The 14,008-nt window shown below is 65.8% G+C and carries 14 protein-coding genes and 1 tRNA gene; 3 read left to right on the top strand and 12 right to left on the bottom strand.

The annotated features are described in order from the left end of the window. Positions 1 to 194: 194 nt before the first annotated feature. Positions 195 to 869: a uracil-DNA glycosylase family protein gene (locus KDJ86_RS03310; RefSeq protein ID WP_291742885.1), complete on the top strand. Its 675-nt coding sequence runs from the start codon at positions 195 to 197 to the stop codon at positions 867 to 869. Positions 870 to 987: 118 nt separating this feature from the next. Here KDJ86_RS03310 and KDJ86_RS03305 read toward each other — a convergent pair. Then, positions 988 to 1,063: transfer RNA gene (locus KDJ86_RS03305), tRNA-Lys, on the bottom strand. 83 nt (positions 1,064 to 1,146) lie between these two features. Beyond that, complete coding sequence (locus KDJ86_RS03300; protein ID WP_291742881.1) at positions 1,147 to 1,821, bottom strand: Crp/Fnr family transcriptional regulator; 675 nt, start codon at positions 1,819 to 1,821, stop codon at positions 1,147 to 1,149. Between the two features lie 191 nt (positions 1,822 to 2,012). On the opposite strand from KDJ86_RS03300, the gene KDJ86_RS03295 reads away from it, so the two are divergent. Further along, positions 2,013 to 2,915, top strand: a complete 903-nt coding sequence (locus tag KDJ86_RS03295; protein ID WP_291742878.1) for a mechanosensitive ion channel family protein — start codon at positions 2,013 to 2,015, stop codon at positions 2,913 to 2,915. Positions 2,916 to 3,200: 285 nt separating this feature from the next. Here KDJ86_RS03295 and KDJ86_RS03290 read toward each other — a convergent pair whose 3' ends face one another. The 3 genes from KDJ86_RS03290 to KDJ86_RS03280 all read right to left on the bottom strand — a co-directional run bounded on the left by KDJ86_RS03290 (position 3,201) and on the right by KDJ86_RS03280 (position 6,588). Beyond that, the gene (locus tag KDJ86_RS03290) at positions 3,201 to 4,772 is read right to left on the bottom strand and encodes a 2-isopropylmalate synthase (protein WP_291742875.1); all 1,572 of its coding nucleotides are present in this window, start codon (positions 4,770 to 4,772) and stop codon (positions 3,201 to 3,203) included. 404 nt (positions 4,773 to 5,176) lie between these two features. Next, positions 5,177 to 5,605, bottom strand: coding sequence for a hypothetical protein (locus KDJ86_RS03285; RefSeq protein WP_291742873.1), 429 nt, complete (start codon positions 5,603 to 5,605; stop codon positions 5,177 to 5,179). Between the two features lie 71 nt (positions 5,606 to 5,676). Continuing rightward, entirely contained in the window at positions 5,677 to 6,588 is a 912-nt protein-coding gene (locus tag KDJ86_RS03280) for a PhzF family protein (RefSeq protein WP_291742869.1), read from the bottom strand. 179 nt (positions 6,589 to 6,767) lie between these two features. Here KDJ86_RS03280 and KDJ86_RS03275 point away from each other — a divergent pair, with 179 nt between their 5' ends. Continuing rightward, the gene (locus KDJ86_RS03275) at positions 6,768 to 7,202 is read left to right on the top strand and encodes a BA14K family protein (protein WP_291742867.1); all 435 of its coding nucleotides are present in this window, start codon (positions 6,768 to 6,770) and stop codon (positions 7,200 to 7,202) included. Positions 7,203 to 7,267: 65 nt separating this feature from the next. Here the strand turns inward: KDJ86_RS03275 and KDJ86_RS03270 are convergent, their stop codons facing one another. The 7 genes from KDJ86_RS03270 to ilvN all read right to left on the bottom strand — a co-directional run bounded on the left by KDJ86_RS03270 (position 7,268) and on the right by ilvN (position 13,875). Beyond that, positions 7,268 to 8,524 (bottom strand): cation:proton antiporter, encoded by a 1,257-nt coding sequence (locus KDJ86_RS03270; RefSeq protein ID WP_291742864.1) that lies wholly within the window; start codon positions 8,522 to 8,524, stop codon positions 7,268 to 7,270. 129 nt (positions 8,525 to 8,653) lie between these two features. Continuing rightward, complete coding sequence (gene ilvC, locus KDJ86_RS03265; RefSeq protein ID WP_291742862.1) at positions 8,654 to 9,673, bottom strand: ketol-acid reductoisomerase; 1,020 nt, start codon at positions 9,671 to 9,673, stop codon at positions 8,654 to 8,656. Between the two features lie 141 nt (positions 9,674 to 9,814). Further along, positions 9,815 to 10,429 (bottom strand): LysE family translocator, encoded by a 615-nt coding sequence (locus KDJ86_RS03260; RefSeq protein WP_291742860.1) that lies wholly within the window; start codon positions 10,427 to 10,429, stop codon positions 9,815 to 9,817. A 9-nt stretch (positions 10,430 to 10,438) separates the two neighbouring features. Then, positions 10,439 to 11,398: a sulfotransferase gene (locus tag KDJ86_RS03255; protein WP_291742857.1), complete on the bottom strand. Its 960-nt coding sequence runs from the start codon at positions 11,396 to 11,398 to the stop codon at positions 10,439 to 10,441. Between the two features lie 46 nt (positions 11,399 to 11,444). Further along, complete coding sequence (locus KDJ86_RS03250; RefSeq protein ID WP_291742854.1) at positions 11,445 to 12,380, bottom strand: sulfotransferase; 936 nt, start codon at positions 12,378 to 12,380, stop codon at positions 11,445 to 11,447. Further along, positions 12,380 to 13,123 carry a pyridoxine 5'-phosphate synthase gene (locus tag KDJ86_RS03245; protein WP_291742851.1) on the bottom strand — a complete coding sequence of 248 codons (744 nt, stop codon included), beginning with the start codon at positions 13,121 to 13,123 and terminating at the stop codon, positions 12,380 to 12,382. Before KDJ86_RS03245 ends, KDJ86_RS03250 begins: the two co-directional genes overlap by 1 nt. Positions 13,124 to 13,335: 212 nt before the next feature. Beyond that, positions 13,336 to 13,875, bottom strand: coding sequence for an acetolactate synthase small subunit (ilvN, locus tag KDJ86_RS03240; RefSeq protein ID WP_291742888.1), 540 nt, complete (start codon positions 13,873 to 13,875; stop codon positions 13,336 to 13,338). Between the last annotated feature and the right edge of the window lie 133 nt (positions 13,876 to 14,008).

Below are 14,008 nucleotides of genomic sequence, written 5' to 3'. Positions count from 1 at the left end.
GCCGTCGACAGCCGGAATACGCAGCCTGCGCGCGGCCGACATAGGACCGCCAAACGGGCCTGCGCGGCGATCGGGGTTGGCCGATCTGCACGCCTGGACCGAGAGCCGCAGGGCCGCATAGGCCCATTGCTGGCAACTGGCGCTCTTGCGACAACTCTGGCACGAAATTACCTATGCCGGCGGAGGGCGCGCCCATGATCGACGGGTTCATCTGCAAAGTTGACCACGACCTGTACGACGAGAGCGGAAGAGTCTTCTACTCTGGACGCCGTGCCTTCTCTGACACGGCCAAGCTCTACGTCCTCGGATTGAATCCTGGGGGCGATCCCAGCACTGAGAAGGATGATACGATACGGCGGAGCGTGGATCATTTCCGCACCGGTCGAGAGCATTGGTCTGCGTATTGCGATGAACCATGGAGGGGCAGAGACCCCGGCACCCACTACTTGCAACGCCGTGTGTGTCATCTATTGACTGAGATCGGCGTTGATCCGCGAGATGTTCCAGCGAGCAATGTCATTTTCGTTCGCACGGTCGACCAAAGGCGTTTGGCCGCGAGGCGCGACGACCTACTGAAGCGTTGCTGGCCAGTGCACAGCGCAGTGATCGAAGAATTGAAGATCAAGGTGATCCTGTGCATGGGGGCGGTCGCCGGAGAGTGGACGCGCGATCAGGTCGGCGCGACGATCTGCGAAGCCGAAATCTACGAACCGAACAGAACCGGGCGGAGACGCCGAAGAGCCTACTGGCATCGGACCAGTGACCGTCGGCGCCATGTTGTCACTCTGCCTCATCCGAGTAGGAGCAATTGGTGCGGCAGGAATGCCGACGAATTCCCCTCACTCGTTGAAAACGCTCTTGCCTACTAGGTTGAGTGCAGAAGGCAATCGAGCGCGCGTGATCCTTCCCAAACTCTTCCCATTGCCTTCCCATGGGAAGAAGCGCCGGTCAGCGCCTCTCGTAAGTTATTGAGTTTTTGGGGGTTTTTGGTGGGTGTACACGGACTCGAACCGTGGACCCGCTGATTAAGAGTCAGCTGCTCTACCAACTGAGCTATACACCCGGAAGAACGCGGCTCTTCTAGCAAGTCCCGGCGCCGCCTGTCCAGTCCGCAGAAGCCGTGTCGGGCAATGCCGACCGCAGCGCTCAGTCGCGCGTCGACCGGTAGATCTCGATATGCGCCCCCGCCATCCTGATCTTGTCCTCCTTGGCCAGCGCGCGGAGCTGCTTGTTCACCGCCTCGCGGCTCGATCCCAGCATCTGGGCAAGCGTACCCTGGGTGAGCTCCAGGTCGACGATCGCGACATCGTCCTCGATCCGGCCATGGATCATCGCAAGCTGGCGGAGCAGCACCAGCAGCCGATGGCGGAGATCGTGAAAGATCGCCTGATCGACCTGCTCGTTCGCCGCGCGCAGGCGTTCGCAGAGCATCAGGATGATCTGCCGGGCAAGCCGCGGCGACGAATCGAGCATCTCCATGAACGGCTCGCGCGGAATGAAGATGAGCCGCGCATCGGTCAGCGCCGCCGCCCCGGCACTGCGCGGCAGGCCGTCGAGCAGCGCGATCTCGCCGATCACCTCCCCTTCCTCGAGAAGGTTGATGGTCGCCTCGCGGGTATCGTCGGCCGTCAGATAGATCCGGAGGATGCCCGAGACGACGATATAGAGGCCGTCCGACTCGTCGCCCTGGTCGAAAAGCGTTTCTCCGGCGGACAGGTTGCTCTCGCGCGCGATGCCCGCGAGGCGCCGCAGATCCGTATCCTCGAGACCACCGAAAAGCACGGTGCCGTCAAGTTCGTCGGCAATATCGATCGTCGCCACGGGTGTTCCCCCTACGCACAACTCATACCCGCCAGACCCGGCAGAAGCGGTAGCATCTTCCGCGTCCGAAGGCGAGATGCCGCGCCGACCTGGCCGGCACCGCCCCGCAATCCGGCATCACCGGCCAAGAGAAGGCCGGATCGAGGGTTGGCGCGGCGCCGTGCCTCTTCTAGTCTCGCCCCATGGACATCGTGGATATCCCTTCGCATCTCGGCATCGTCGCCTCGGCGCTATGGGCCTGGACCGTCGATTTCCTTCCGCGGCTGGTATCCGCCCTGCTCATCCTCGTCGCCGGATGGCTGGCCGCCAAGTGGGCGAGCCGCGCCGTCGGCGACGTCATCCACCGCACCGACAAGATCGACCGGACGCTTCGTCCGGTCTTCGCCGCCATCGTCCGCTATTCGATCCTGGTGCTGGTGGTCGTCGCAGCGCTCGGCCAGCTCGGCGTCCAGACCACGACGATCCTCACCGCTCTCGGTGGTGCGGCCCTGGCGATCGGCCTTGCCCTGCAGGGCACGCTCGCCAATATCGCCGCGGGGATAATGCTCCTCTGGCTTCGCCCCTTCGGTATCGGCGATTACGTCGAAACCGACACCGTTGCCGGCACCGTCGAGGAAATCAGCCTTTTCCACACCCGTATCCGCACCTGGGACGGCATCTTCAAATTCGTACCGAATTCGCAGCTGTGGAACGTCACGCTGACCAACTACACCCGCAATCCGACCCGCCTCATCCTGCTCGAATTCGGCATCGCCTATGAGGACGACATGGCCGAAGGCCGGCGCGTTCTCGTCGAGACAGCCGAGCGACACCGGGGCGTCCTGCAGGATCCGCCTCCCGTCGTCGTTCCGTTGTCGCTTGGCGACAGCGCCGTCGTCCTGCAGTTGCGGGCCTGGGCACGAACCGCCGATTTCTGGAATATCCGCTGGGACCTGACCCAGGAAGGCAAGCGCGACCTCGAAGCCGCGGGCATCACCATCCCCTTCCCGCAGCGGGTTGTGCATGTGGTGGGCTCCGATACGCCACCGGGTCCGCCCGGCGCCACCGTCGAGGCCCACGAAGCCGGAGCCTCCGGGAAGAGCGGCTCCTCCTGACACCCGGCGGGCCTTTCCGGCGGAATCATCCTCTTTCACATTTCTGTTACCCGACGCTCGCGGCCGTGCGTTGAGCGCCGACAGCTCCCCCTTCGGATTCGACGAAAGGGACTATCGGCAATGACCATCCTCCGCGTCGGCGCGGCAGCCATTGCGCGTCCGGCCGGCACTCCCGGCAAGGTCGGCATGCCGATGCAGGCTGACTTGATTACCTGTCGGAATGAAAAGAGGGCCCACACCGCCGCGGGTGGGCCCTCTATTGCGTGGAGTGAGGGAGCCCGGTGCCTAGACCGCCCTGAGCTCGGCCGCCGGCTTGGTCTTGGCGCGCCGGGTCACCAGCTTGTTGACCGCCGAGACATAGGCCCGGGCCGAGGCGATCATCGTGTCGGTATCGGCGCCGCGGCCGGTGACGATCTTGTCGCCTTCCTCGAGCCGGACCGAGACCTCGGCCTGGGCATCGGAATCCTCGGTGACGGCCCCGACCTGGTAGAGCTGGAGGTTCGCCTCGTGCGGCACGATCGCCCGGATCGCCTTGAACATGGCGTCGACCGGACCGTCGCCGGTCTCCTCGCGTGTCACGTGCTCGCCGTCGACGTCGAGCGTCACCACGGCCTTCGGCGGCGTGCCGGTGCCCGCGATCACGGTCAGCGCGACCAGCTTCACCTTCTCGCCGGCCTGGCTCATCTCGTCCTCGACCAGCGCCTCGATGTCCTCGTCGAAGACATGCTTCTTGCGGTCGGCGAGGTCCTTGAAGCGCCGGAAGGCGTCTTCCATCGCGTTGTCGCCGAGCTCGAAGCCGAGGGCGAGCAGCTTCTCGCGGAAGGCATGGCGGCCGGAATGCTTGCCCATCACCAGCGACGTCGACTTCACGCCGACATCCTCCGGCTTCATGATCTCGTAGGTCTCGGCATTCTTCAGGACACCGTCCTGGTGGATGCCCGACTCGTGGGCGAAGGCATTCTTGCCGACGATTGCCTTGTTGTACTGGACCGGGAAGGCCGACACCGCCGACACCAGCTTCGACGCCCGCATCAGGAGCGTGGTGTCGATCTTGGTGTAATAGGGATAGGCGTCGCCCCGCGTCTTGATCGCCATCACCACTTCCTCGAGCGCGGCATTGCCGGCGCGCTCGCCGAGGCCGTTGATCGAGCATTCGATCTGCCGCGCCCCGCCGGCGACGCCGGACAGCGAATTGGCGACGGCGAGGCCGAGATCGTTGTGGCAATGGGTCGAGAAGACGACGTCGCCGGCGCCCGGCACCTTCTCGATCAGCATCCTGATCAGCGCCTCGAACTCGTCCGGCGTCGTATAGCCGACCGTATCGGGGATGTTGATGGTCGTCGCGCCGCATTTGATTGCCGCCTCGACGGTGCGGCAGAGGTAGTCATGCTCCGTCCGCGTCGCATCCATCGGCGACCATTCGACATCGTCGGTGTAGTTCCGCGCCCGGGTTACCGAGGAAACCACGCGCTCGTAGACCTGGTCCTTGTCGAGCTGGAGCTGGAACTGGCGATGCAGCGGCGAGGTGCCGATAAAGGTATGGATACGCCTGCGCTCGGCATGCTTCAGCGCCTCCGCGGCGCGATCGATATCGGCATTGCCCGCCCGGGCGAGGCCGCAGACCACGGCATTCTTGACGACCTTTGCGATCTCGGTGACCGCCTCGAAGTCACCATTCGAGGCAATCGGAAAGCCCGCCTCGATGATGTCGACGCCCATTTCGTCGAGGAGCGCGGCGACCTGCAGCTTCTCCTCCAGCGTCATCGAGGCGCCGGGCGACTGCTCGCCGTCGCGCAGCGTCGTGTCGAAGATGACGACCTGATCCCGGTCGGCTGTCGTCGGTTGGTTGGTACTCATGAATTCCGTCCTTCTCGAAACCTTTGCCCGTCCTGCTGTCCCGTACGGGCTTTCGTGGGAATGTCCGCTGTCCGACCGTCCCCTGAGAGCCCGTCCGCAACCGGACAGTCGACGCTCAGGGGCGTCTAAGGAGCAGGCCGAGAAGAAGCAGGGAGCCAGGCGCAATCCGACGGTCTTCGGCCAGGGCCGGCGTCGGTGCGCTCAAGGGATCGCGAACGATCATAATCAGCTCCACTCGGCTCCCGAGGATCATCCGGCAGACAGGTCAGGGGCCGGTTTTCCGCGTAGCACGAGGCTTTTTAGCCAAAAGCATCGGCTTTCGGCAAGTGGAAACTCGATACGGGGAGCACTCGGCGGCCACAGGAGCCCCCGGCTATCCGGCGCGGTGACCGCCTCTCCCCGGCCTAGCCGAAGGTGAATGCCGCGAAGAAGGTGGCGAGCAGCGCCGACAGTCCGGCGATCGGCCCGAGCTTCGGCAGGCGCGCCGCGGCGGCCGTGTTTCCCTTGCGGACGTCTGCATAGGTCATGTGGATGGCGATGGCGGCCGCGGTAAGGGTCACGACGAAGATGAACTTGACCCAGAAGAGCGTCGGCAACGAGCCGATGCCGTTCCACTTGCTCCACACCATGATCAGGCCGGTGATCCACAGGACGATGACCCCGGCGGCCGAGACATTGGCGAGGACCGGCCCCAGGCCGCGAATGACCTGGCCCTGCTCCGGCGGCAGGGAAGCAGCCCGTCGCATGATGATGGCGCTCGACATCCCGCCGGCCGCGCCGAGCATCAACCCGAAGAAATGCAGGAACAGAATGAGGTCGTTGAACCAGCCCATGCTTCCCTCCCCCAGTCGCGGACGCTGTTTGCCGCCGAAGGGAATTTAGCACGATTCCATGCTTGCCGCCCTCAGATCGACAGGGTCCCCTCCGCCACGACGACGGCGTCGCCGGAAATCCGTCCGCCATGCACGGCGCCGTCATGCATGTCGATCTCGAGGCCGATCAGGCTCGGCCGGCCCATTTCGTATCCCTGTTCGATCAGATAGCGATGGCTGCCGCCCGGCGGCTGATCGAAACGGGCAATGACGCCGGCAAGCCCGGCGACGCCCGATCCCGTGGCGGGATCCTCCGGAATGCCGGCCTTCGGCGCGAACATGCGGGCATGGAAGTGATGCTCCGCGCCAACCGTCTCGCGCGTATAGACGAAGACATCGGCAAGCACATCGTCACCGAAGGCCCGATCATAGTGCGGCATCTCCGGCCGGGCGCGCGCGATCGCATCGAGGTCACGGACCGGAACGAAGCAATAGGGCACGCCGGCGTCGTAGCCGGTCGGGACATGGTTCTCGAAGCCGATATCGGTCGGCGCGAGCCCCAGTCCGGCCGCCACGAGATCGCGATCGGCCGGGTCGACCGTCGTCGCCGGCATTTTCGGCAGGTCGAAGATCACATGGCCGGCGGCGTTCCCCTTCAGCGACACGCCGCAGCGTATCGGCCCGATCTCCTCCTCGAGAACCAGCATCATCTCGTGCTTGTTATGGTTCCCGTCCGCCGCGTCCAGTGCCAGCTGCACCGCGGCGCCGATCGTCGGATGGCCGGCAAAGGGCAGCTCGTAGCCCGGCGTGAATATCCTGATCGCGGCCGCATGCGCCGGGTTGCTTGCCGGCCGGACGAAGACGGTTTCGGAGAGATTGAATTCGCGCGCGATCGCCTGCATCCGCGCGTCGTCGAGACCTTCGGAATCGTGCACGACGGCCAGTGGATTGCCCGAAAGGGGCCGGTCGGTGAAAGCGTCGAGGATGGTGTAGCGGCGCGGCATCAGGCACTCCGGATAGAGGGTGCCCGCTTTTGGCTCGGGTGTCCGGGCAGGTCAAGCATTGCCGCCGGAGGCCGTCACAATTCGTTCAGCCACCATTCAGCCGGCTTTCGTCATTCTCCCCGGCAACCTGCGGGAAGGGGTCTCCCGCCCGTGTAACCCCGCGTATCCCGGAGAAGAGAATGAAGAAGTTCGCTCTGGCCGCCATGGCCGCCCTCCTCGGCCTGGCGTCGATCACCGCCGCCCCGACCGCGGCGTCGGCCGCCTGGAAGGGCAAGAACAACAACTACCAGCACCAGAAATACAACAACCACAACACCTGGACGCCCGGCGTCGGCTTCGCGGCCGGCGCCCTTGTGGGCCTCGGTGTCGGCGCGCTCGTGACCGCGCCCCGCACCGCACCGCGCTACTACGCTCCGCCGCCCCGGCCCCGCTATTACGCGCCGCCTGCCCCGGCCTATTACCGGCCTCCTCCGCCGCCGGTCTATTACCCGCGCCGGGCGTGGAGACAGGCCCATGTCGACTGGTGCCTGGCGAACTACCGTTCCTACAATCCCGCGACGGACACCTTCATGGGCTACGACGGCTACGCCCATCGTTGCATCAGCCCCTACTGACGTCGCCCGGCCGGCGCGGCCGGTGGGAGGGCGACATGCCCGCTCCCCGCCGGCGCCGGCCCTGGTCAGTCCGGCGTCTCCGGCCTCAGCACCCGCCGGATAAGCGGCATGATCGTCAGTCCCTGGACGACGATGGAGAAGATCACCACCGCATAGGTCGCGACCAGGATCGGTTCGCGGACGTCCCCGAAGGGTATGGCCAGCGCAAGCGCCACCGAGATGCCGCCCCGCACGCCGCCCCATGTCAGGATCGGGATCGATCCCGGCGTGAAGGAATCGCGGAGCGACAGCAGGGACAGCGGCACCGTCACCGAGATCAGCCGCGCCGCCAGCACCAGCGGAATCGTCGCGACGGCGAGCCCGACCAGCGACGGCGCCAGTGTCACGATCAGCACCTCGAGGCCGATCAGCAGGAACAGCACGGAATTCAATAATTCGTCGATGAATTCCCAGAACTGGAAGAGGTGCTCGCGGGTGACCTCGCTCATCGCGGTCCGCACCCCGCGATTGCCGACCAGGATACCGGTGATCACGACGGCGATCGGCCCCGACATGTGCAGCCTGAGGGCAACGGCGTAGAGGCCGGTCACCAGCCCCAGCGTGATCATGATCTCCACCGGGTAGTTGTCGACGGCCTCCATGGCGCGCACCGCCACCAGTCCGACGACCAGCCCGAGGATCGCGCCGCCGACCGCCTCCCACAGGAAGAGCTCGCCGACGTAGAGGAGGGTGAGCTCCTCGGTCCGCGTCGCGATCCCGATGAGGAGCGTGAACAGCACGACGCCGACGCCGTCATTGAACAGGCTCTCGCCGGCGATCTTGATCTCGAGCCGTTGCGGGATCTCGATCGACTTCAGCAGCGCCAGCACCGCCACCGGATCGGTCGGCGAGATCAGCGCGCCGAAGACCAGCGCCCAGATCAGCGGAATATCGACGCCGATCAGCCGGGCGATCAGGTAGAAGCCGAAGCCGACGATGAAGGTCGAGATGACGACGCCGACCGTCGCCATCGAGCCGACCGCCCATGCCTCCGCCCTGAGCCGGCTGAGGTCGATCTGCAGCGCCCCCGCGAAAAGCAGGAAGGCGAGCATCCCGTTCATCATCGTATCGTAGAAATCGATCTCGGCCAGCGTCTGCTCGACCACGTCGCGCACGCCGAGCACCGGCACGATCTCGTCGAACACGATCAGCGCGATCGACGCGAGCAGCGCCATCACCAGGAGGCCGATCACATGGGGAAGGCCGATGAACCGCTCGTTCACCCAGCCGAAGATGGCCGAGAGCACAAGCAGGATCGCGATGATCTCGAACAGGCTGAGCATGAGCCGCCCTCATCCGCCGAACAGGTACCCGGACGGCGGCGGGAAACGTCGTGCTCCCCGCCGACCCTGGCAGAAGGACAGGATTCCCGAAGGAAAGTCGACAGGCGGCCGTGACGACCGCCGGTCGCGTCAGTTCTTTGCCTTGTCGACCAGCGCGTTCGACTTGATCCACGGCATCATGCCGCGGAGCTTCTCTCCGACTTCCTCGATCGGATGCGCGTCATTCATGCGGCGGGTCGCCTTGAACTTCGGCTGCCCGGCCTTGCATTCGCGAATCCACTCGGAGGTGAAGGCGCCGGTCTGGATGTCCTTCAGCACCCGGCGCATCTCGGCGCGGGTCTCGTCGGTGATGATCCGCGGACCGCTCTCATATTCGCCGAACTCCGCCGTGTTGGAGATCGAGTAGTTCATGTTGGCGATGCCGCCCTCGTAGATCAGGTCGACGATCAGCTTCACCTCGTGCAGGCACTCGAAATAGGCCATCTCGGGGGCGTAGCCGGCCTCCACCAGTGTTTCGAAACCGCTCCGGATGAGCTCCACCAGGCCGCCGCAAAGCACCACCTGCTCGCCGAACAGGTCAGTCTCGCATTCCTCCTGGAACGTGGTCTCGATGACGCCGGAGCGGCCACCACCGATCGCCGAGGCGTAGGAGAGCGCGAGGTCATGGGCGTTGCCGGACGAATCCTGGTCGACGGCGATCAGGCAGGGCACGCCGCCGCCCTTCTGGTATTCGCCACGCACGGTGTGGCCCGGCCCCTTCGGCGCGATCATCACGACATCGATGGTGCTCTTCGGCTCGATCAGCTTGAAATGGACGTTGAGGCCATGGGCGAAGGCGATCGCCGACCCGTCGCGGATGTTGCCGGCGATATGGTCGTTCCAGATGTCGGCCTGCAGCTCGTCCGGCGCGCACATCATGATCATGTCGGCCCAGGCGGCGGCTTCCGCCACCGACATGACCTTCAGGCCGTCGGCCTCGACCTTCTTCGCGGTGGCCGAGCCCGGCTTCAGGGCAATCGCGACATTCTCGACGCCCGAGTCCGTCAGGTTGAGCGCGTGGGCGCGTCCCTGGCTGCCATAGCCGACGATGGCGACATTCTTCGACTTGATGAGGTTCAGATCGGCATCCCGATCATAGTAGACGCGCATGACTTTCCCTTTTCATCGGAAGGTGATCGACGGCGAAAAGCCGCGGGGACCTGTAAGACCGCGCCGGTTCTAACGGGCGAAACCCGAAGGCGCAATCCGTCCGCGTCAGTCGGCGGGGCGGGATCGCCGGGCATCCGGCCCTCACAACCAGTCCTCGGCAAGAACCGGCAGGATCGAAACCACCAGAAGCAGGCCCATGGCTATGTTGAACACCCGCACCGCCCGCGGCGTCCTGAGGAAGCGGCGAAGCACCGAGCCGAACATCACCCAGGTCCAGCTCGACACGAGTCCGAGCATCCCGAATACCCCGGCAATGATCGCCATATTGAGCGGGAAGTCGGCAATCGCCGCATAGGTCGCCACCGCGCCCACCGCCATGACCCAGGCCTTCGGGTTGACCCACTGGAAGGCCGATGCCTGGAGAAAGCTGATCGGACGGCCCTTGGCCCCGGTCCCGGCCTCGGCGTCGTGGGGCTCGGCGCTGGCGATGATCCAGGCGAGGTAGAGCAGATAGGCGACCCCGACATATTTGATGACCGGGTAGAGCGCCGGATAGCTCTCGAAGACCGCGCCGAGGCCGATCCCGACCGCCAGCACCATCGCCCCGAAGCCGATCGCCACGCCGAAGAGATGCGGCAGCGCCCGCCTGAGACCGTAGTTCAGCCCCGACGTCATCAGCATGACGTTGTTCGGCCCCGGCGTGAAAAGCGTCACCGCCGCGAAGACCACAAGGCCCGCGAGCAGATTCGCCGTCATGGCCGGGCTCTAGAGGCCATATTTCCTCGGCCATTCCCTCGCCGGCCCGCCGAATTCGGTGGCCGCGGCGCGAATCTCCCCGCCGAGCAGGTCGATCAGGTGATCCCGGACGCGATCGGACATCACCACCTTCGGGTCCTTGCTCTTGCGGTTGAAGCCGGGCGGCAGCGTACCGCTCGCTTTCCCCGGGTCGCCGCCGAGGAAGCCGACGATGCTGGCCCTGAGGCCGGCCGGATCGGTCCTCAATTCGTCGAAGAAGAAGAGACCGAAGCGCCCCTCGGCGCCGGCCTCCTTCCACCGCGCGACATTCTTCGTCGGGCTCGAATGGCGAACGCCGCTGCCGGTCCGGATGAAGTCTTCGACCGTCGCGAGATCGGCTGCATTCTCGAACTTCTGCTGCCGCGCGATCATGCAGTAATGCGACCAGAAGCGCTCGATCGGCTCCCGGACGAGGTAGACGATCTTCGCCTCCGGCAGGTTGGCGCAGGCCGCCTTGACCTTCTCCTCGGCGATGATCGCGTAGGTCGGCGTGATGTCGCCGGAGAGCCGCTCGCCCTTGGGGCTGAACAGGCGCGAATAAAGGTCGAAGTCGATCGGCTTGCCGTGCAGCCACATCAGCGCCCTCAGCCACTCGACATCGACATCGTCGAGGGCCCGCATCTGCGATCGCTCGAGCTTGCGGTTGAGCCGTCCCCGCCCGTAGCGGGCCTTGCTGAACAGCGGCTCCGCCCATTTCAGATGGATGTTCTCGTTGAAGTAATGCAGCTCCTTGATCGGCGGCATCCAGAAGTCGGGATGGTGGTTCAGCTGGTCGAAGAGCCAGCGGGTGCCGCCCTTCTGCGCGCCGATGCAGATGAAGTCCGGCCCCCGCCGGTCGCCATGCGCCAGCAGCTCCGGCATCTCCGTCATGTCGGGGCCGCGACCGAGAAGGCGGTCGCCGGCCATGCGCAACGCACCGAGCACGTTCATTCCTTCCATCACCCGCGCGCGGGTCAGGTTGAGACCGGCGAGCCGGTCAGAGGCCGTATTTCGCCGGCCAGTCGACGGCGGCGCCGCCGAACTGGCGCGCCGAGGCCCGTAGCTCGTCCGCCAGATGCCGGCTCAGCCGGTCGCGGAGATCGGGCGAAAGCGGCATCTTCGCCGGATCGCTCTTCCGGTTGAAGCCGGCCGGCGCCGTGCCGCTCGGCTTTTCCGGATCCGCCCCGAGAAACCCGAGGACCCGGGCCCTCAGGCCATCGGGGTCTGCGACGAGATCGTCGAACAGATAGAAGCCGAACCGCCCTTCCGGCACGAACTGCCGCCAGCGCGCGACGATCTCGGTCTGGAAGGACCGCTTGACGACGAAGCGCTTGCGGACAAGCTGCATGAAGTCGTCGGCCATCAGGTCGCGGTCGATATCGCCGCGGCGGATATGCATGGTCAGGTGCGACCACACCCTTTCCACCGGATCGCGGGCGATGAAGACGACCTTCGCGGCCGGAAAGCGCACGGCGATCTTTTCGATGAGGCTGGCCTGCAGCGTGGAATAGTCCGGCGTGATGTCGCCGGCGATCGCCGCGCCCTTCCCGGCGAAGAGCCGGGCATAGGCGTCGAGATCGACCTGCCGCCACGGCAAGTCCGCATAGGCGTCGAGAAAGGCGAGGTCGCGCTCGTCGAGCTTGCGGAAATTCCGCTTCTTCCGGCGCCGATTGAGATGCCGGAGGTCCCTGGCCGCCTTGTCCGTCAGCTTGGCGGCGCGCGGCGAGGGCTTCTTGCGGTCGAAATAGTGCAATTCCTTGAACGGCGGCATCCAGAAATCGGGGTGGAGCTGCACCTGGTCATAGAGCCAGCGGGTCCCCCCCTTCTGCGCCCCGATGCAGAAGAAATCCGGTCCGTCGGCACGCGGCCTCGTCCGGTCGCCGGCCGGCATATCCCCGGTTTCGGTCGCCATCGCCAGGGCCGGCTCCGCCATCAAATGATCTCGCCGCAGGCTTCGCGATAGCGCAGCACCGTCTCGGCCATGCCGAATTGCAGCGCATCGGCGGTCAGGGCATGGCCGATCGAGACCTCGGCGAGATGCGGCAATGCGGCGACAAGCGGCGGCAGGTTGGCGAGCGTCAGGTCGTGGCCGGCGTTGAGGCCGAGTCCCGCGTCCTTCGCGGCATTGCCGGTCGCGACCACCTTGTCGAGCTCGCGCGCCTGGACAGCCGGGTCCATCGCGCTGCCGTAGGGACCGGTGAAGATCTCGACGCGGTCGGCGCCGACATCCCTGGCCAGCGCCGGCACGGCGGGATCGGGGTCGATGAACAGCGACACCCGCATCCCCGACTGCCGCAGCCGGGCGACGATCCCGACGAGGAACTCGTGATGCGCGGCGACGTCCCAGCCATGGTCGGAGGTCGCCTGGCGGATATCGTCCGGAACCAGGGTCACCTGGGTCGGCCGAACCGTTTCGACGATCTCCACGAAGCGCGCGTCCGGATTGCCCTCGATGTTGAACTCGCGGTCGGGGAATTCGCCGGCGATCAGCCTTGCCAGGTCCGGCACGTCCGAGCGGCGGACATGGCGCTCGTCCGGCCGCGGATGGACGGTCAGGCCGCGGGCGCCCGCCTGGAGCGCGATCCGCCCCATGCCGGTGACGCTCGGCCAAGGCAGGTCGCGGCGATTGCGAAGCTGGGCGATCGCATTGAGATTGACGGAGAGACTGGCGGTCATCGTCGGATCATCGCAACAGGAGATAGGCCGGGGCGCTTGTCGGCTCCCCGGCTACGATTGCCGGATACTTCTGGCTGCGTCGCGGCCGGCCGTCAAGGCCGGAACCGGGACTCGGCCAGCCGTCACAGGCCGGCCCTGCCCGGCCGGCAAGATCGCCGAAATGCTAACTGGATAAAGACCTTGCGCCCCGGCCTTGATTCAATCTCCGAACGTCAGTCCGCGCGACTCGCCAGCCCCGACATCGCCTCCGGCCCGCGCGACACGGCCGCGATGCCGGTCCGGCACACCTCGACCATGCCGAGCGGCGCCATCACCGCCAGGAACTGCTCGATCTTGTCGGTGCGTCCGGTGAGCTGGAAGATGAAATGCTCGGTCGTTGCGCCGACCACCTCGGCCCGGAAGGCATCGGCGATCCTGAGCGCCTCCACCCGCTTCTGGCCCTTGCCGGCGATCTTGACCAGGGCAAGCTCGCGCTCGAGAGGATTGCCGTCCGCGGTCAGGTCGTTCACCGAATGGACCGGGACCAGCCGCTCGAGCTGGTTCTTGATCTGGGCGAGCACCATCGGCGTGCCGGTCGTCACGATGGTGATCCGCGACTGATGCTTGGCGTGCTCAGTCTCGGAGACCGTCAGGCTGTCGATGTTGTAGCCGCGACCGGAGAAGAGCCCGATCACCCGGGCGAGGACGCCCGGCTCGTTGTCGACGGTCACCGACAGCGTATGCCGCTCGTAGCGTTCGTGCCGCTCCTCGATGAAATAGGCCGAAGCCGGAGGCGGCGCCGGAAGGTCCGCCTCGTGACGAAGTCGGCGCTTGGCGGGGGCCTTCCTGGCCGCCGCCGATTTCCGGGTCCCGGCCGCGGCCTTGCGGGCGGCCGGCTTGCGTGTG

Origin of the sequence: Bauldia sp. (assembly GCF_020442045.1) — a bacterium.
Taxonomy (GTDB): domain Bacteria; phylum Pseudomonadota; class Alphaproteobacteria; order Rhizobiales; family Kaistiaceae; genus Bauldia.
The sequence above is the reverse complement of the archived record's forward strand: the minus strand, read 5'-3'. Positions and strand labels throughout refer to the sequence as shown.

Bases quoted from the DNA above. Each gene is read 5' to 3' on its own strand.
- KDJ86_RS03310 (WP_291742885.1), top strand. From the start codon at position 195: ATGATCGACGGGTTCATCTGCAAAGTTGACCACGACCTGTACGACGAG.
- KDJ86_RS03290 (WP_291742875.1), bottom strand. From the start codon at position 4,772: ATGAGTACCAACCAACCGACGACAGCCGACCGGGATCAGGTCGTCATC.
- KDJ86_RS03285 (WP_291742873.1), bottom strand. From the start codon at position 5,605: ATGGGCTGGTTCAACGACCTCATTCTGTTCCTGCATTTCTTCGGGTTG.
- KDJ86_RS03280 (WP_291742869.1), bottom strand. From the start codon at position 6,588: ATGCCGCGCCGCTACACCATCCTCGACGCTTTCACCGACCGGCCCCTT.
- KDJ86_RS03275 (WP_291742867.1), top strand. From the start codon at position 6,768: ATGAAGAAGTTCGCTCTGGCCGCCATGGCCGCCCTCCTCGGCCTGGCG.
- KDJ86_RS03270 (WP_291742864.1), bottom strand. From the start codon at position 8,524: ATGCTCAGCCTGTTCGAGATCATCGCGATCCTGCTTGTGCTCTCGGCC.
- ilvC (WP_291742862.1), bottom strand. From the start codon at position 9,673: ATGCGCGTCTACTATGATCGGGATGCCGATCTGAACCTCATCAAGTCG.
- KDJ86_RS03260 (WP_291742860.1), bottom strand. From the start codon at position 10,429: ATGACGGCGAATCTGCTCGCGGGCCTTGTGGTCTTCGCGGCGGTGACG.
- KDJ86_RS03255 (WP_291742857.1), bottom strand. From the start codon at position 11,398: ATGAACGTGCTCGGTGCGTTGCGCATGGCCGGCGACCGCCTTCTCGGT.
- KDJ86_RS03250 (WP_291742854.1), bottom strand. From the start codon at position 12,380: ATGGCGGAGCCGGCCCTGGCGATGGCGACCGAAACCGGGGATATGCCG.
- KDJ86_RS03245 (WP_291742851.1), bottom strand. From the start codon at position 13,123: ATGACCGCCAGTCTCTCCGTCAATCTCAATGCGATCGCCCAGCTTCGC.